Annotated in this window: 10 protein-coding genes; 8 read left to right on the forward strand and 2 right to left on the reverse strand. The window is 55.7% G+C overall.

Annotation, left to right across the window (positions count from 1 at the left end; translation table 11 throughout):
* The first annotated feature begins 36 nt into the window (after positions 1-36).
* The 7 genes from Pr1d_RS25920 to Pr1d_RS23540 all read left to right on the forward strand — a co-directional run bounded on the left by Pr1d_RS25920 (position 37) and on the right by Pr1d_RS23540 (position 12,439).
* Positions 37-2,622, forward strand: a complete 2,586-nt coding sequence (locus Pr1d_RS25920) for a proton-conducting transporter transmembrane domain-containing protein (RefSeq protein ID WP_168205453.1) — start codon at positions 37-39, stop codon at positions 2,620-2,622.
* Positions 2,619-5,417, forward strand: coding sequence for a DUF2309 domain-containing protein (locus tag Pr1d_RS23515; RefSeq protein WP_148075809.1), 2,799 nt, complete (start codon positions 2,619-2,621; stop codon positions 5,415-5,417). The genes Pr1d_RS25920 and Pr1d_RS23515 overlap by 4 nt, the downstream gene beginning before the upstream one ends.
* A gap of 515 nt (positions 5,418-5,932) precedes the next feature.
* Entirely contained in the window at positions 5,933-7,447 is a 1,515-nt protein-coding gene (locus Pr1d_RS23520; protein ID WP_148075810.1) for a peptidoglycan-binding domain-containing protein, read from the forward strand.
* A gap of 66 nt (positions 7,448-7,513) precedes the next feature.
* The gene (dprA, locus tag Pr1d_RS23525) at positions 7,514-8,626 is read left to right on the forward strand and encodes a DNA-processing protein DprA (RefSeq protein WP_210417817.1); all 1,113 of its coding nucleotides are present in this window, start codon (positions 7,514-7,516) and stop codon (positions 8,624-8,626) included.
* 535 nt (positions 8,627-9,161) lie between these two features.
* Positions 9,162-9,812, forward strand: a complete 651-nt coding sequence (locus tag Pr1d_RS23530) for an RNA polymerase sigma factor (RefSeq protein WP_148075811.1) — start codon at positions 9,162-9,164, stop codon at positions 9,810-9,812.
* Between the two features lie 129 nt (positions 9,813-9,941).
* Positions 9,942-10,958 carry a DUF1559 family PulG-like putative transporter gene (locus Pr1d_RS23535; RefSeq protein ID WP_148075812.1) on the forward strand — a complete coding sequence of 339 codons (1,017 nt, stop codon included), beginning with the start codon at positions 9,942-9,944 and terminating at the stop codon, positions 10,956-10,958.
* Positions 10,959-11,485: 527 nt separating this feature from the next.
* On the forward strand, positions 11,486-12,439 hold the full coding sequence (locus tag Pr1d_RS23540; RefSeq protein ID WP_148075813.1) for a sugar phosphate isomerase/epimerase family protein: 954 nt from the start codon (positions 11,486-11,488) through the stop codon (positions 12,437-12,439).
* A 114-nt stretch (positions 12,440-12,553) separates the two neighbouring features.
* On the opposite strand, the gene Pr1d_RS23545 is transcribed toward Pr1d_RS23540, so the two are convergent.
* A complete protein-coding gene (locus Pr1d_RS23545; RefSeq protein WP_148075814.1) occupies positions 12,554-14,395 on the reverse strand; it encodes an ABC transporter ATP-binding protein in 1,842 nt (613 codons plus the stop codon).
* Positions 14,396-14,438: 43 nt separating this feature from the next.
* Positions 14,439-14,834, reverse strand: a complete 396-nt coding sequence (locus Pr1d_RS23550; RefSeq protein ID WP_148075815.1) for a GxxExxY protein — start codon at positions 14,832-14,834, stop codon at positions 14,439-14,441.
* Between the two features lie 274 nt (positions 14,835-15,108).
* Here Pr1d_RS23550 and Pr1d_RS23555 point away from each other — a divergent pair, with 274 nt between their 5' ends.
* Entirely contained in the window at positions 15,109-18,924 is a 3,816-nt protein-coding gene (locus tag Pr1d_RS23555; protein ID WP_148075816.1) for a DUF7133 domain-containing protein, read from the forward strand.
* Positions 18,925-19,253 lie beyond the last annotated feature (329 nt).

Consider the following 19,253-nt stretch of genomic DNA (forward strand, 5'->3'; position numbering starts at 1 on the left):
GAATAGACGAACAAAAGCGGCGTAACGGAGCATTTGATGGACTTTATGTTGCACAACTATCCGATCCTCATTCCTCTCGCACCGCTCGTGGCGGCGATTTACAACGCGTTTTCGATCGGGAGCGCGGGCGATAGGAAGTACGGATTCGGCATGTTTGCTCACATCGTGGCCTTTGTCGCGGCGGTTGTAGCGCTCGGCGAAGCAGTCGCGGCAGGCCATGTGGCCAGGCATTTGTTGCTCTGCGAGACTTCCTGGAGTTTCTTGCCGACCATCGAGCTATCCATCGACCGCTTGAGTACTGTGATGATGGTCGTGATCTCCAGCATCGGTCTGGTTTTGTACCGCTATTCCATCCGCTATCTGCAGTCGGATCTCGGACAGTCGCGTTACCTGGCATTGCTGTCGCTCACCATTTCGACGCTGCTGGTCATGGTGTCGAGTCGCGATCTGGTACTACTGTTTCTGGCCTGGCAATTGTTGAGCTGGCTACTGTGCCTGCTGGTCCATAACTACTCGCATCTGCCGACGGCGCGCAGTTCGTTTCGCACGTTTATTATGATGCGCGTGGGAGACATCGCCTTTCTCGCGGGTATCGTATTGGCATTTCAATTCTATGGGACCGTCGAATTCTCACAGCTCTTCGAACGAGCTCAGACAACTCCGATCACGTTGCGACCGTTTGGCAGCGGCTTTGAAATAAGTGGAGCCACGGTTGTGACGTTGCTGATCTTCGTGGGAGCCATGAGCAAGTCGGCCCAGATTCCGCTCCACATGTGGTTGCCCGATTCGCTGTACGCCCCCACACCAATCCACGGACTCCTGCATGCCGGGATCATCAATGCCGGCGGCTTCCTGCTGATGGAACTCGCACCGTTGTTCGTGCTGAGCCGCCCCACACTTCACTTCATATTTGCTGTCGGCCTGATGACCACGGTTCTGGGTACAAGCATGAAGCTTGTTCAAAACGACATCAAGAAGACGCTGGGGTATTCGACCATTGGACAGATGGGCTTCATGATCATGGAGTGCGGGCTGGGAGCCTTTTCGCTGGCGATCTTCCACCTTATCGCACACGGCCTGTTCAAAGCCACGATCTTTCTCAACTGCGGCAACGTGATCCACGAGACACGGCAAGAACCGAAGCGGCCGTTCACACCGACAGAGCGGGAGGCATTGGCGGCCTCAAACTGGGCGGTAGGGTTTGTCATGTCTCTCGTCTTGCCGTTACTCATTCTGCTTGGAGCACACGAGTTACTACACGTTCCATTGCGCGACTCCCAGGGACTGGTGATCTTTGTGTTCTTTAGTTGGGCCACAGTATCGCAAGCGAAGTTGACGTTGTATCGGCTACATCGGACAGGATCGTTCAAGGCGCAATGCTTACTGCTGGGTGTAATTGCTGTGGTCACGTTAGTTTACCTGTTCGCGGCAGAACTTTTTACCAATTTCCTTTATCCTTCGCCGGAAACTGTGATCGAACACTTCCAGGCTGCCGCTTTGCCAAGCGGCCTATTCGCGGCGATTGTCATCGGCGGTGCGGTAATCGTCATTCTTGGATGGGTCGTCGCATTCCCCAAGCGGCAAGGCCAGGGTTTCCATTGGCCAAAGGCGATCACAAACATCCGGAACACGCTTTATATGTTCTTTGTGAACCGCCTCTATCTGGACGGCGTTGCCCTCAGGCTGCGTCTGGTCGTCAAGAAAGTCGCCGAGTCCCTGAATCGCAACCGGTTTTTCTTTCCCTGCGCGGCGGTGTTCGCGCTGGCTTTGGCAGGAGCCAGATGGACGTCCCCTGCAGACGTATCGATTGGAGATCTACTGGCACTGCTCGCAATGGGCCTGCTGCTCCCGCTCTTTCCACTTCACTCGGCCTATGTCGCCGCGTTGACCAGATTGCCTCGTGTTTTGGTTTTCCTGATGTCCGCGATCATGCCGCTCGCGGGCCTGTTTGGGCTGATGCAGCTTGTTCCGAAGATTCCACCGACTCTCATGCCCGTTGTCTCGGCACTCGCGCTGGTCGGGGCGATGTACGCTTCGATCAAGGCGGTGATTCAAAAGAGCGTTCCGCATCTGATCGCGTATGCGGGACTTGCCTTCTATTCGATTCTTTGGTGGCAAATCGCGAGTGTCGGCAGCGTCACTCGAGAAGCTATCGTCTATGCCTATTCTGTCGTACTGGTGATCGGTGGGATTCTGCTGGCCTGGGACCGTTTGCGGGTTCGCTACGGTAACCTTCCGATGAACAGGATCGGTGGTCTTGCTCGTCCCATGCCAAAGTTCGGATTGTGTCTGGCGCTGCTGGTGATGGCGGCGGTCGGATTGCCTCCCTTTGGTCTGGGATTCGGTTTTGTCGGTCTGATGCTTGGTTCGCCGACCGTGACTGCCGGAACGTTCGTCGTTTTGCTGACATGGTTCGGCGCGTCATGGTACTTGTTCAAGTTAATGCAGCGACTCCTGTTCGGTCCCCACCGGGAAGATATTCGCTATGACGATCTTAAACCTGTAGAGATCGCAGCTATCGCAGGCGTACTCCTGTTGTTGGTTGCGCTTAGCATCGCGCCACAGGGACTGTTTGCGTTCGGCTCGGAAGAAGTGGCTCGTATCGCGATGGAGATGAAATGAACAGTGTAACTGAAAATGCAGCGGAAGCTGGCACGAGACCCAGCGAAATCCGCGAACTCGTCTCGCAGGCGAGCGGAGTCATTGCCCATTACTGGCCAATGTCGATGTTCGTGCATCACAATCCGTTGCATAACATCGAATCGATGCATTTCGAGGAAGCTGTGCGGCTGGGGAAACGCTTCGTCGGCGGAAACGGCTATCTCCCCAACGAAGTGTTTCGCGAATACGTTCAATCCGGGAGGATTCAGCCGGATCACATTGACGCAGCGCTTCGACCGAACACTGAAGATCAGTCAATCACGCTGGGTCAACGCACTGTCAGCCACTTCGATGTTTTGAAGGCATACTTGCTATCCGGAAACATGCCTCCCGCCGAAGAAACGCTTCAGGCTTTTGTTGATCGCTCTCCGAACGCGGATTCGCTGCGCAAACTCGCGAACTATCTTGCTCCTGTCCTTCCGGATCCGGAACCGGATGAATCTCCGCTGGGTCGAGATATGACTCTCGCGGAGTGGTGCGACAGATATTTGCAAACCCACTTAACCGATCCAATCAATCGCGAGGTCATCAAATGGTGCGAAGCGTTTCTCGATGAAGGCCACGCATTTTGGGCAATGCCGGAACGAGAGAAAGGTTTCTACCACACGTGGAAATCCCTTGCAGCGCTCGAATGGTCTCCATGCGGCATTGCCAACAGCAGAGGCAAGATTGAGCAACTTCCCGAGTCGCCCGAGGAAGCATTGCTTGAGCACCTCGATGTGCTCGGCATTCCCGAGGAAATGAGACAAGAGTATTTGTCGCTGCAACTTACGGGTTTATGCGGCTGGGCGAGCTTCATTAACTGGCGGGGTGAACTGAGCGAGGGATACGAATGGCAGGAGACTTATCCCATCGACCTCACGCAGTATCTTGCCGTGCGCGTTTGGTACGAGAGAGAACTGGTCAAACAAGCTTGCGAGAGCGAACTTGGAATCGAAGGAAGTTACCAGCACATAGCTTCCTGGATAGAGCATCAACGGAACACAGCGAATGTCGAAGGACGTGCCCGCTTCGCACAACTCTCTGCGGCCGTCCGTCTGCACGACCTGGCGAGTGCTCTGGAGATCGCGCCAACGGGACTTACTGACGTGGCGCCCGAGCAGTTGCGGACATTGCTCGACTGGATCAACGTTTTTCCTTTAACCGAGCACGGGCCGGTTTGGCTCAAGGCGTTCGAGGCCGGTTACCACGAGGATGTGCTTGGCAAGATCGGGGCGAGCGCAAAGAACTTGGCTCGGTCCGGTGAGACGAAAACGCGTCCGGCCGCTCAGGCGATGTTCTGTATCGATGTCCGTTCTGAACCATTTCGACGGAGTATCGAGTCCGTTGGAAACTACGAGACCATCGGATTCGCCGGTTTCTTCACGTTGTTCATCCGCCACCAGGCACTTGGCGATCATCACTTCACCGAGCAGTATCCGGCGATTGGAAAGGCGCAGCACACCACGATTGACGTTGTCCGGAAGAATCAGGAAAAAGAGCTGGCCAGACACCAAGCCGGGAAGGATCTCTTCCACATAGCACACGAGCTGCTTCACGACCTGAAAGCGCACGTTCTGACACCATACATCACTGTCGAGGCGCTGGGCTGGCTGTACGGCGTGCAACTGTTCGGTCGGACTCTGTTTCCGACCCTTTATCGCAGATCGCGTGAGAAGATATCTGAAAAGGTGGCACCTCCGGTCGGCACGAACGTCACCTTCGACGAAACGGAAGAAGACGGTGTCAAACTCGGGCTGACGCTCGACGAACAGGTCTCGATGCTGGAGACCGCACTCCGCTCGATCGGACTGACTGACAATTTCGCCCGACTGGTGCTGGCTTGCGGGCACGGCAGTTCTTCGGACAACAATCCGTACGAGGCAGCACTCAACTGTGGAGCCTGCGGAGGCAATGCCGGCACACCGAATGCCAGAGTCTTTGCCTCGATCGCCAATAAGCCTGAAGTTCGCTCACAACTCGCTGGCCGCGGAATTGTGATTCCCGCAGACACACACTTCCTCGCGGGACTCCATGACACAACTACAGACGGCGTCACGTTCTACGATGAGGAAGATATTCCCTCGACACACCAGAGCGACATGGAACGCTTCAAGAAAGACCTTCGTGAAGCCGCCATCCGCACGAACAAGGAACGATGCGCCCGGCTGCCGCTCATCGGCAACAACCCCAGTGCCACCACCGTTCAAAAGGAAATTGATCGCCGAGCCGGGGACTGGAGCGAAGTTCGACCGGAGTGGGGGTTGTCAGGCAATGCGGCATTCATCATCGGACGCCGCAGTTTGACGCAGGACATCGACCTCGAGGGTCGAGCGTTTCTCAATAACTACGACTATCGCCTAGACCCGACGGGCACGCTGCTGCAGGGCATTTTGGGCGCTCCTTGCGTTGTCGGTCAGTGGATCAATAGTGAGCATTATTTCTCGGCAACGGACCCGGAGGTCTACGGTGCCGGCAGCAAAATCTACCACAACGTCGTGGGACGGATTGGCATCATGGCGGGACCGCAAAGCGATTTGCGCACCGGCCTGGCTCGGCAATCTGTCATGAAGAGCACGATGCCGTATCACGAACCACTAAGGTTACTTGTCGTGGCCGAAGCCCCACGCGAGCGTCTCATCAAAGCTTTGGAAAACCTGCCACACGTGCAGGCACTTTTCGACAACCAGTGGATCCATCTCGTCGCCGTCGATCCCGAGCAAGAGAACCCGCTCTATCGCTACGAACCCGGCCTCAAGTGGGTGAGCCTTTCGTAGCCATAACTACGGCGGTTGCATCATCCAAATTCTGAAAGGAATCACCGTTCGGCGCTGAGGTGTTGGCCACCGACAACACTGGGTAGGGACGGCGAACATCGCCAGAATGATGACGCTCAGTGATTTCCGAGCGTCAGAAGGTTGCGAACCGCCGAATCAATCTGTGCCCATCGGCCCTACGCCAAAACTGCCTCATCCCGACACTCTGTACTCAATTCGGCATTTCCTAAACTCACCTCGGTTGCATTGCCAGACCGTTCGAGGGATTCGAGGGGGTGGGTGGAGATGGCAGGAGAAATACCACTCGGAGAGTGGTGCTACTCTGGGAGAAGTGTTGAAGAATTGGTGGTTGGTGCGGAGTAGCATGTCCTGAACCTGTACCGACTGCATGCGAGTTATCGAGATTCTCTTGCGCAATAAATTGCCTGGGCGTTGGCTGGTTTCGGAGTAAAATACGAGTATTGCTATTCGGAACAACACAAGGTCCTAAGCGCCTGAGAAGATTGAGAAGTTTTATGGGGCAGAGAATCGCCGCACTTTTTTTGGTTGGTTTCATTCATTCGTTCGCGGGACTCTGTGAGGCCGTGGACTTTGAGTTTTACGGTCGCACGGGCAATGGAATCGAGCTTGATTTCAGTTCGCGACTGGGGGTGCCTGGTGGTGCTTCCTTTTCAGGGTTGTCGCTGAGCGGATTTGGAGGCCATACGGTTCTCACTAGTTCCGATCTCAACCAGGGCAATTTTGCCAGCGATGGACAGTTGTGGGTGTTTGCGAATCCAGCGCGGAATACACCCGGCTTGGGGGACACAAACCCTGCTGCACGGGGTTTCCAAGGGGCGCTCACGGGAAGCGTCCTGGTGAACGGCGAGCAGAAAACTTTCTCGGTCGTCGTGCAGCCAGGATATACGGGAGCGGGACCCGGTTCGGTGGGACAGAGCTTGGAATCGCTCAACAAACCAGGCAATAATCCCCTGTTTGTCGCCCAACAACAGCAGCGGTTGCGTTACTTGGGTTTTGTGCGGGAAGGAGGGGCACCGATTGCAGTGGATGGGGATTTTGGTCCCAATACCAATGCCGCCCTGCGCACGTTCCAAGCAGCGTTCGTTGCAGGGATTAACACCACGCAAAGTAGCGTGGATGGAATTGTCGGGCCGAACACGGCTGGTTGGCTCAACGCCGCCAACGCCCCGACCTGGGAAGAACTGATTGATCCCGACCCGCAAGTTCCCGGCACGTTCAGCGTGAACAACATGATTGGCGACTTCGATATTTTGCCCAGTCGCGACCCGGGCACGAATCAGCGAACGGGGCTCACGCCGCAAATTGAACGGTTTGGCACAAGTTGGGCTCACACCCTGTGGAAGGCCGGTTCGGCCAGTGCCAAGACCGAAACCGGGATCACACAACTCATGAACGCCATGTCGACGGCGGATGGCTATGGCTCGGCATCGGCCCACAGTACGCACCGCGTGGGCATGGATATTGACATGCATGTCGATGTTTCCACTTGGAACTTTGGCAATGGCGTTACCAGCACAGCGGAGCAAAATGTGATCGACATTGCCGTGGAGTACATCGACTCTGGAGCCAGCGGTGGATCACAGAGCGGACGCGTGATTAGAATTATCAGCTCGAATCAGGACATCCTCGATGGAATCAATTCGCAGCGTCCGTCGACAGCGACTTGGTTCGATTCGAGTGGTGCCCATCAAAATCATTTGCACCTTGATGTTGGATCGCCCACACGTATTGCAGGATTGGCAGATCGACCGGGAGACTTCAATTTCGATGATCAGGTGGATGGCCGCGATTTTCTGGTGTGGCAGCGTGGCGGGTCGAGCAGTCCCCACAGTGGATCGGATCTTGCGCTGTGGCAAGGACATTACAATGCAAGTTTGACGGCCTCGGTTGTCACTGTTCCTGAGCCTGGGAGTGGGATGATGTTGGTGGGGCTGTGGATGCTGGCGGCGATTGGGTGGTGGAGGAAGAGGAACTCGCTCTGCTGCGCTGGGGCTCCGCATCGTGGCTAACACAGAAAAATAGCGCGGTAACTGAAAATACTCGAAACCTCTTGGCTCATGGTGTAAGCTGGGTGGGTGGAAACTACTGACCCCCACGTCCGTGATCAGCTTTGCCTCTCGATGGTGTCGGGGGTGGGGCCGCTAGGCATTCAACGACTGCTTTCGCATTTTAGTTCTGCTGGGCGGGTGCTATCGGCTTCTGCAGGTGAGTTGACTTGTGTTCCTGGCATTGGGCCGACCATCGCCAAGAGAATCGCTGGGGCTCGGGCTGAGATCGATGTCGATGAGCAACTGCGCATCGCTGCGGAAAATGACCTTGCGATTCTTACGCCGCAAAGCGCTGACTATCCGGCTCTGTTGAAAGAAATCCCCGATCCGCCGGGGGTGCTGTTTGCGCGGGGGGAGCTCAAGGAAATTGATGGACTGGCTGTGGCGATTGTAGGTACGCGGCATGCCAGTCGCTATGGACTGAAGCAGGCCGAGACGTTGGGAGCGAGTTTGGCTAGCGCGGGATTCACCGTGGTGAGTGGCATGGCGCGGGGGATCGACACGGCGGCCCATCGCGGGGCGCTCAAAGCGAGTGGGCGGACGATTGCGGTGCTGGCCAGTGGGGTGTTGGCCCCTTACCCTCCGGAGAACAAGGGATTGGCCGACGAGATTGCTGCTAAGGGTTGCGTGATGAGCGAAGCGGCGCCTACGATGCCGCCCATAAGCGGGATGTTTCCACAGCGGAATCGGATCATTAGTGGGCTTACCCTGGGGACGATTGTGGTGGAAGCCGCTGATAGGTCGGGGGCACTCATTACGGCCCGCCATGCCACGGAGCAGAATCGACAGGTGTTTGCCGTCCCAGGGCAAGTCGACAATCGGCTCGCGACCGGCACCAACCGGCTGATCCGTGACGGGGCCCGACTGGTGACTTCGATCGACGATGTGCTGGAAGAACTGGGGCCGCTAGCTCACGAGGCGCAGCGCGAGGATGGCACGACGATCCGCTCCCCGGCGGAGTTGGCCCTCAATGAGATCGAGATGCAGGTGTTGCAGGCCATCGAAAAGGGTGGCTCGCTTATTGATGAAATCACCGTTAGCACACAGATGCCCGTGCAGAGAGTTTTGGCGACGGTGAGCGTATTGGAGATGCGGGGTCTGGTCCGCAAAGTGAGCGGCAATCGGGTGGTGCGGGTATAAAGGTACTTAAGTGTCGCTTTATAGCCTTTTAGGCTCCCGCTCAATTGTCCACCCAACTGCATGATTTTTGACCAGTGGTGCAAAATCAGACACTTTTTCCTGGGACATTCGAGAGAAGAATCTGCCAAGAAACTGGCAAATTCTGCAATTCTGGCAGTTTAGAACGGTGACTTCGAAGGCGAACCAAATGGCTTCTTTTTACGTAAAATGTTAGCACTATAGGGTTTGGGTGATTGCTAGCACCGCTAAACCGTCCAAAATGCCAAGTCTCGGCATAGGAGTTGCGATTACCCCCTACGCAACTGCTCGACGCGGGTCTATCCCCAAAAGTGAGTAGCCCAAGCTTCACAGAAAGAATTAGCGGCTACAATGGATACCTGAGTTCGGCAGATGCCACCGGCAGAGCCTGGTGTTCCGCCACCCATGGAATCGCACATGTATGTTGCGAGGGTACGCGGATTCCTATTTTGGACGGCAGGGAGAAAGGATTTTCTCCTGATTAGCGTCGAACTCTCGGAATGAGGAGTTCGTAAAGATGGTTAGGCAACCCAAGGAACAGTTGAAGAATAACGGTGCGACAAGCGAAGTAGCGAACCTCAGTGATGAGCAGCTAATCGCCTCGTACCAAAAAGCGGAAGATAGCTCGGTTTTTGCCGAGTTGGTCTCTCGCTACGAGCGTGAGTTGTACAATTACTTGAAGCGATATCTGGGCGACGCCGTGTTGGCCGAAGATGTGTTTCAGACAACTTTCCTCCAAGTCCATACGAAGCGAGATCGATTTGAGTTGGGGCGCAAGTTCCGCCCATGGCTCTACACGATTGCTACGAATCAGGCGATCGACGCCCAACGCCGCAATCGCAGACATCGTCGCTTGAGTCTGGATCGAGCACACAGCGCTGGAGGAGAGGAAGTCGGTTCGCTAATGGAAGTTGTCGCGACGAGCGATGCCAGCCCTTACGACACCGTGGAAAGTGGCGAGCAGGCCGAGTGGGTCCGCAACGAAGTGGCAACCTTGCCCGAACCGTTGCAGAACGCGGTCAACCTGGTCTACTTCCGAGGGATGAAATACCGTGATGCTGCCAAGATTATGTCGATACCTGTGGGAACAGTCAAAAGCCGACTCCACGCAGCGCTCAAACGACTCGGAGAGTCTTGGCGCGATTTGCAAGTCGCGAATCACCAGTAGTGGTCCAGCGGGTCTCGTTTTCGTCCTGGCGAAGACATGTTTCAATCACATTAAGACTACTTATCACGAGCCTGCGACCATTGGTTGTAGGCTCGTTTTTTGTTATCAGACTGCGAAAGCTCCGGTTCGATGAGAGAGCAACTGCTAGCCTACTTGCTGAATGATCTAGATCCTGCCGAGCGCAAAAGCGTGGAAGACGCGATTGCCGCCGATCCGAAGTTGGCCGAGGAATTGGAGCATCTCCGCGAGTGCTTGGCGGGGAGTGAACAGGAAGCCGAACCGGCGGTGACTCCACCAACCAAGCTTGCTTCGCGCACTTGTTCGTTTGTCGAGCATGCCGTTGAACGCTCGAAGTCGTTCTGCAAATCATCCCCCAGCGCTGCCAGCTTGAGCGAATCGCATGATGGTTTTTCCGCACGCAGCAAGTGGTCCTACGCGGATCTCATCATTGGGGCATGCATCCTATTGGCGATTGGGGCTCTGTTGTTACCGGCAATAGGTGAGAGCAGAGAAACAGCACGCCAACTCAAGTGCCAGAACAATTTGCTCCGCTTGGGTGCAGCACTTACACAATACAATGAGCGGTTCCAGCGTGGACTTCCCCAGATCAAGCCCGATCAGAACGCGGGTTTCTTTGTGGTGGAGCTCTACGAGAAGGGCATTCTCACGCGCGAAGAACTTGCTGAACTGGTCGTTTGTCCTGCAACGCAATTAGCGGACAAGGTCGCCAGCGGTCACATCCGCATCTATATCCCCAACCGAGAAGAGTATCTGCGTTCCGATGGAGCTGCCGGCAATTTGCTCCGCAAACTCATGGCGGGGGACTACGCTTACAATCTTGGCTATCGCACTCCCTCAGGAAGTATCCATCAGATTCGATTCGAAGGAAGTTCCCATTTGCCTCTCTTATCCGACGCCCCGAGCTTGGCAATAGCCGGCTATCAAAGCGCCAACCATGGGGGTTGTGGACAGAATGTGATCTTCCAGGATTTGAGCTGCCGGTACATTCGGTGTATTCAGGCTCATAGCCAGCAAGATCACTGGTATCTGAACGACGATGGCAAGCCTGCAGCCGGTTGCCGATCGAAGGACATAGTGCTTGCCCCCAGCGAGGCAACGCCGCTATTGGAAGTGGGCGAGAGGTAACCTCGTCGAAGGAATTCAACGGGAGCGTTGACTTTTCGCTTCGCACACCGGCCTAAGCACTGAGAATCTCGCTGTTTTGCGACTGGCACACCATGTGCTTTCTGCTTCCGGTACCTCCTTTCCCAAGCACTTGACCGTGTGAAAGAGCCTTCCCTCCGGGCTTTTTCACGCGGTCTTGTTGTTTGTATTCATGCAATGGTTGGTGATTCGAAATGCCCCAAGCGGCCCGGTTCGTCCCAGACCCTCTTCCCGAATCGGATTGCCCCTTCCGCGGTGCTCACATTTCAGACTATCGCCAAGCAACCAGCGCCCAACGCTTTCTCCCAGGTTGGCTAATAATGGGTTATTCTCCTAAGGGTTGGCCCGCCTGCTTAGCCGCTCCGATCCCCGATATCCCAATGCCGGTTTTCGCTATACTCTAGGTTAGACAACCAACTCTATCGCGCTAGTGCTTTGTTCCAATTGCAAACTGCTACCAAAAATAGAAAGTATTTGATTCCTTCTCTTCTGTTAAAGAAAATCCTACCATGGCAAATGGCATCGATCGCAGACAAGTATTCCTAACAGCCGGCGCACTGGCTCTCTCTCCTCTCGTGAAGGCGAACGCAGCAGAAACTCCGCCAACTAAAAAACGAGAATCTTCTGGCGAGCCGTTTCGTTACTGTCTGAACACAAGCACCATTCGCGGCCAAAAGCTGTCGCTACCCGAGCAGATCGATTTGGCAGCTAAAGCAGGTTACGATGGAATCGAACCTTGGCTCGGTGATATTCAAACCTACGCAGATCAGGGAGGCAGCCTTGCTGACCTCAAGCAAGAAATTGCTGATCAGGGGCTCACCATCGAGAGTGCGATCGGGTTTGCCCGTTGGATCGTCGACGACAACGCCAAGCGCAGACAAGGGTTGCGTGATGCTGAGCGCGATATGCAACTTGTGAAGGGCATCGGCGGCAGCCGGATTGCAGCCCCCCCTGTGGGTGCCACGGGTCCCATGGAGCTCGACCTCATCGCCGAGCGTTATCGAGCTCTCCTGGAAGTCGGCGAAAGGGCTGGTGTGGCTCCTCAACTCGAACTCTGGGGACACTCCCCTGCTATCCACAACCTCAGCCAACTCGCCTACATCGCCATTGCCGCGGGCAAACCTAAAACCTACGTCTTGCCCGACGTCTATCACATGTACAAGGGTGGTTCCGATTTCGATGGACTGCGCATGATCGCCGGACCGCGCATCGCCGTCTTCCACATGAACGATTATCCCGCAGTTCCTCCGCGGGATACAATCAGCGACCAACACCGCATCTACCCCGGTGACGGCGTCGCACCACTTGGGCAAATCATCCGCGACCTCCACGAAACCGGCTTCCGCGGCGCGTTTTCCTTGGAGCTTTTCAACCCGATCTACTGGAAGCAAGACCCCTTGCAAGTTGCCCAAACGGGCCTCCAAAAAATGCGCACCGCCGTCGAAGCCGCCCTTGCTAGTTGATTAGCACTGCCTTCTCGTTATTCCCGCGCAGAATTTACCCTTCGCGCAGGCAAGGACGGGGAACCGGTGTGTTAGCGTTGCCCTCTGAATTCCCGTCTGCATGTGAATAATGTGTCAAGATCGTTCCCGCTCCGTGACCAACTGGCGGATATGCTCCAGATCATCCTGCGGCGTCGCATCGATCAGCCCGCGAGTGTATGCTTCGCGCGGAGCGGCATAGATTGCTTGCGACGGGCCGAACTCGACAATCTTTCCCTGGTTCATCACGGCCATCATGTCGGCCATGAATTTTACGACGCTCAAGTCGTGGCTGATAAAGAGATACGTGAGACCGCGTTTGTGCTGCAAGTCGTTGAGCAGATTGAGTACCTGCGCTTGCACCGAGACATCGAGGGCTGAGACAGACTCGTCGCAGATCAAGAGCTCTGGCTCGACGGCCAAGGCACGAGCGATACAGATGCGTTGACGCTGGCCACCTGAAAACTCGTGGGGATAGCGCCGCAAGTGGGCTGCCGACATGCCAACTTCTTCGAGCAAGGATGCCGCCCGATCGCGGCGTTCTTTGCGATTGCCATAGAGTCCCTGGATCACCATCGGTTCAGTCACCGCTGATTCAATAGTCATGCGAGGATCGAGCGAGCCATAGGGGTCCTGGAACACGATCTGCATGCGACTACGGATGCGGCGTAATTCGCGTACGCCGAGCGCGCGGACATCGGTGCCGTCGAGGAGAATCTTGCCGGCGGTTGGTTCGACGAGCCTCAGGATGGCTCGGCCGGAGGTCGTCTTTCCGCAACCGCTTTCGCCGACCAAACCAAGCGTTTGTCCGCGATAGATGCGGAAGCTCACACCGTCGACGGCACGGATGTAGTCATGAGTGCGCGAGAGAATTCCTTTCTTCACGGGAAAATGGACAGCGAGGTCTACGACCTCCAACAAGGGTCGAGTGCCCTCTTCTACAGCGACTGTGTCGGCCGCGCGAGATGTTTCTTCCCAGGGATGGCCCATCGCAGCGAGTTCGGACTTGGGGTGCAGCACCGCGCCTCGACCTTCCGCGGTCAATTCACGGTAGCGATCGTCGGACATCGGTTTTTCGCGGATTTCCAGTTGGCCATCGATCATCTTGACTTCCATAAAATCGTCGACTGTCGGCAAGCGTCGGTACTTGGTATCGAGTCGCGGACGGCAGGCCAGGAGCCCCTTGGTATAGGGATGATGCGGTTTGGCAAAGATGTCGAGAACGGGGCCCTGCTCGACCATCTCGCCCCGATACATGACCAGCACTTCGTCGGCGATCTCAGCGATGACGCCCAAATCGTGGGTGATGAAGAGTATCGACATGCCGCGTTGGTCGCGAAGCCGACGCAACATCTGCAAGATCTGCGCCTGGACGGTCACATCCAAGGCCGTGGTTGGTTCGTCGGCAATCAATAGTTTTGGATTACAAGACAAGGCCATCGCGATCATGACGCGTTGTTTTTGACCGCCAGACATCTGATGCGGGTAAGAATCAACCCGCTGTTCGGGTTGGGGAATGCCGACTTCGCGGAAGAGGGCAATTGTGCGCTGGCGTGCTTCTCGCCGCGAGACACGTTGATGCACAATGATTGCCTCGGCCACTTGGCTGCCAACCGTGTAAACGGGGTTAAGCGAGGTCATCGGTTCTTGAAAGATCATGCTGACATCCCTGCCGCGAATCGAACGCATGTCCGGTTCAGGAAGCTTTACCAAATCGCGGCCTAAGAGAACGATCTTCCCCGACTCGATCTGTGCTGATGTTGCCAAGAGTCGCATGATCGAGAGCGAGGTGACACTCTTGCCCGAGCCACTCTCGCCGACGATGCCAAGGGTGTGGCCAACGGGGATTTGGAAGGAGACACCATCAACGGCGCGGACAATGCCGGCGTCGGTGCGGAAATAGGTGCGCAAGTTTTCGACGGCGAGGGTGTTGGTCATAAATAGTATTGGCCACAAAAAGCACAAGAAGGCACGAAAAGATTTAGATATCTTGGGGCGTCATGAGGTATTTTTTTACGTAGAGCTTTGGGCTGCCAAAATTGATGAGCAAACCTGTTTCGATTCTTGATGATTTTAGATAACCCAAGAGTTGAGCAACATATTCATCGCAGATAGATCTGGCGGCCTTCAGCTCGACTATGAGTTGTCCTTCAATAAACAAGTCTGCGTAATACTCACCAAGAATCGTTCCATCTTCATCCAACACATTGAGAGGGTGTTGCTGCAGTACGCAAAGCCCCTGACTTCGCAACCGGTGGACCAATGCGTTTTCGTAGATCTTTTCCAGATGTCCGTTTCGATGGTAGCTGTGAATTGCAAAACTCGTTTCCCGCACTATGTCGCAGAGCTGATTAATATTATCCCATTGGGCAACCATATCACATGCCTCCTTTTAGTGCCTCTTAGTGATTTTTGTGGCTAATTCTTGACTTCGTTTGCCGGGCTATGCACCCAAAGTTCGTCGACAATTCTCACATGCTAGCACAACCACCAAGCTCGTGTTGCCTGCTGAGGGCGTTTGAGGGTAGATTTTTCTTTGCTCGTAGCCGCGGCTTCCTGAGAGATGCGGATTTTAGGTGACCCGTGTCGCATCGTCTGTCTCGGAGAGACGGACCTACGTGTTTTCTACCTCAAAGGATTGAGAGATCGCCATGAAGAAGGTGACGAAGAAATCGGTATGTCTGGCGGCGTTCTTATCTGCCGCTTTGCCGGCAAGCATGTCTGCTGGTGCGGATCTTGCAGAGAACGTAACGAATGAACTCGGCAGCGCCGAGTGGATCTGGTCCCCTGCGCATACTCGCAATGAAGTTCCCCAAGGGGACTGCTTCTTCCGCAAGTCTTTTGAGCTGGGCGATCCCGAGTTTGGTGAAGTGCAAATCACCGCCGACAATGGGTTTGAGTTATTCGTCAACGGTCAGTCTGTGGGAACAGGCGCCGACTGGCGAAAGCTACAGGTATTCGAAGTCACCAAGCTGTTGGTTCCTGGACGCAATAGTATTGCCATTCGCGTGAGCAATACGGACGAAGGTTCTGCCGGGCTCGTTGGTCGTGTGATCACCAAAGAAAAGGGTGGTACGTATGCAGACTTCCCTACCAATGCAAGCTGGCGGACGAGTGTGCGAAACTATACCGACTGGACGGCGACCACATTCAACGACAAGCAGTGGGTCAATGCGACCAGCTATGGCATCTTAGGAAACGCGCTACCTTGGGGTGACGAGATCGTAATCGCAGGAGTCGGAGCGCGTTTTAACATCGCCAAGGACTTCGTCATCGAACGACTCATGCGCGACGACGAGGTCGGCTCGCTGATTGCCATGGCGTTTGATTCGCAGGGAGATATACTCGCATCGCGCGAAGGGGGCAATCTGCTGCTGATCACCGACAGCGATGACAACGGCACGCCGGATTCAGTGGAGGTCTTCTGCGACAAGCTCAAGAATGTACAAGGCATCCTACCGCTGGGGACGCGAGTGTTTGCTATCGGCGATGGGCCTGAAGGTGTGGCCCTCTATCGACTGCGTGATGCGGATCGGGATGGGTCGGCGGAAGAAATTCAAGCACTGGTGCCGATTCGCGGTTCGCGAGGCGAACATGGAGCCCATGCCGTGCGACTGGGTCCCGACGGTTTGATCTATGTGGTGGTGGGCAATCACGCTCGGGTAGGCGCGAAGCCTGGGCCTCAAAGTCCTTTCCGTAGTGCGTACGAAGGAGATTTGATTCAACCTCGGTTTGAAGATCCTCGCGGGCATGCCGTGGGGATCCCTGCCCCTGGAGGTACGATATTTCGCACTGATGCAGACGGAACGTTTGTCGAACTCGTCGCCGGCGGGATGCGCAATTCGTATGACTTCGGCTTTAGCCCCCAAGGGGAATTGTTCACCTACGATGCGGACATGGAATGGGACATGGGTGCCCCGTGGTATCGGCCCACTCGTGTGAATCACGTCACGGCCGGGGCGGAGCTTGGCTGGCGGAGTGGTTGGGCGAAGTGGCCGAGCTATTATCTAGACAGCCTACCCCCTGCCCTGGAGTTGGGTGCAGGATCGCCCACAGGTGTCGAGTTCTATGATCACAATGTGTTTCCTGAGCGCTATCATGGTGCCATGTTTGCTTGCGACTGGGCGAGCGGTCTGATCCACGCGATCAGATTCAAGCGGAACGGCTCAACGTACAATGCTGCGAGCGAAGTCTTCCTTGCCGGACGTCCACTCAACGCAACAGACCTGGCCGTGGGACCGGATGGTGCACTCTATTTTTGCACGGGGGGTCGAGGCACCGATGGCGGTGTTTATCGAGTACGTTGGACCGGTGCAACACCGCTGGCCACGGATGACGCGATAGGTACGATCACTTCAGCGCTAAAGCAACCTCAATTCGATGCCGATTGGGCCCGCGCGAAAATTGCCAAGACGAAAGCAGTCCTGGGAGACCACTGGAACGCCGCTCTACAGCAGGTGTCCCTCGATGCAAGTCGAAGGCTTGCTGACCGACAGCGAGCCGTGAATTTGATGGTCACCTTTGGACCGCGTCCCACGGACGAGCTACTCCTGCGTCTCTCGGGCGATCCGGTTGCAGAAATTCGGGCCCAAGCGGCTCGCCTGATGAATGCGGACTCGATTGCCTGCGCTGAACAACTCAATCGTTTGCTCGCTGACAGCGATCCATTGGTACGTCGTTTGGCCTGTGAATCACTTACCAAACAGGGAGGCAATGCTTCTGCCGAGAAACTGGTTGAGTTGTTGGGTGATGAGGACCGCTTCGTGGCGTTTGCCGCCCAGCGGGCTCTTCAGCAACAATCACAAGCTGAATGGGCGCAAGTGGTTGCCAATAGCGATGATTTAAACACCTTTTGCCGTGGAGCTGTTGCCCTGCTGGCCGAGAATCGTGAACCGGCAGTTGCCCAAGCGATCCTCGATCGCTGCCAAGCGAAACTGCAATTATCGAGTGCGAATTCTCCACAGTGGTTGGTGAATCTGCTGCGCGTTTCGCAATTGGCACTTACCTTGGGAGAACTCCCTGCGGAACAAGGCTCTGAACTGGGTGAGATTTTGCTAAGCAAATACCCTTCAGGTAATGTTGCCGTCGATCGCGAACTTGCCAGGTTGCTGGTGTACTTGCAGGTTCCCGGTGCGGCCGACAAGTTTGCGGAGCAACTTGCCAGTGAACTCCATCAGCGAGAGAAACTTCATATCGCCGCCTATGCGAGTCGTTTGGAAACCGGCTGGACGATTAACACCAAATTGGTGCTGATGAAATTCTTTGAGGAGATTCGCGGTGAGGAAGGTGGCTACAGTGTGAGCGCCTATGTGGAAAACTTCTCTCGTGATTTCTTCACGAAGTTCTCCCTGGCCGAGCGACAACAAGTGCTTGCTGCTGGTGAGAAGTGGCCGACTTCGTCGCTCTCGGTTCTGGCGAAGCTGCCAGCCGAGCTACCTGCGGACTTATTGGCCGAGTTGCGTGCTCTTGACGCTAAAGTTCAACCCCTGTGCGCCGAGAGCGATGCGTTCCGCCGGTTGCGCGTGGGGATCTTTGCCGTGTTGGGTCGCAGTACAGATCCGCAGAGTGCGGCTTATCTGCGGGAAGTTTACAGCACAACTCCTGAAGATCGTCCCACAGTGGCCATGAGTCTCACGCAACACCCGGAAGGGGAAAATTGGGCTTACTTGGTTGATGCGCTAAGAACTGTCGATGGCCGGGTGGCGCAGGAAATCTTGCGATCGCTCGGCACGGTGCCTCAACGTCCACAAGAGCCGGAGCCCTATCGGCAAGTCATCCTGCAGGGACTCCGACTTGGCGACGAAGGTGCTTCCCTAGCACTGGCCCTGCTGGATCATTGGGCAGGAAAAGAAGCGGCTGAGAGCTATCCCGATTGGAACGCGCAACTCGCTGGCTGGCAACAATGGTACGGCACGAACTTCCCTGCAGCACCCCCTGCTGAATTACCGGCTGACGCGGGGACGGACAAATGGAGCTACGGCGAGTTGTTGAGCTATCTGGAAAGCGATGCGGCCCGGTCGGCAGACTCAACGCAAGGCCGCGCGGCATTCGAGGCTGCCCAGTGTGTGAAGTGCCATCGGTGCAATGCTGTGGGCGAGACGCTGGGGCCGGATCTGACCAACATTTCGCGTCGGTTCCATCGCAAGGAAATCTTAGAAGCGATTGTGTACCCGTCGCACAACATATCTGACCAATATGCGAGCCGCATCGTGATGAGCAACGGCCGTACCCTTGCAGGCTTGGTCGTCCCGCGCGGTGCTGAGGGCGTGACAATTCTCTTGACCGACGGCGAGAAAGTGGACATCGCCCAAAGCGACATCGACGAAATCCGCGAGAGCCCTACTTCCGCCATGCCCGGCGGGCTGCTGAATCGACTGAGCCTGGAGCAAGTGGGACAGTTGTTCGCTTATCTGGAAGCAGCAGGGGAGACGAGTTTGGCGCGGCGGCCAGGCGCTGAGAGTCGCTAAACCACCCGTCGGCTATTCGGAGTAAGTCAGGTTTACTCGTTCAGCAGTCGAAGAAGGTCATTCCCTACACTTATGGCGACTAGCTTCCCCAGAACACAGGTCTATGGGCAAGGCAGCTGTCTGGTGATCCATCCGACGCTCAGGTGTGCTCAGCCGTAGCGAGTTTGTACATTGCAGTCTGAGCACTGGGATGCATCGCCCTGGGCCATAATTTCGTATTGTTTCTCAGGTCTTTTCCAATTGAAATTCTTATTTCGACTATGAAAGTGGCCGCAAATACCGGAGAAAATAGCACGTTGCGAAGTGAGCGGCACACTGGACGCTCCAAT

This window comes from Bythopirellula goksoeyrii (assembly GCF_008065115.1).
In the GTDB taxonomy this organism is placed as follows: Bacteria; Planctomycetota; Planctomycetia; order Pirellulales; family Lacipirellulaceae; genus Bythopirellula; species Bythopirellula goksoeyrii.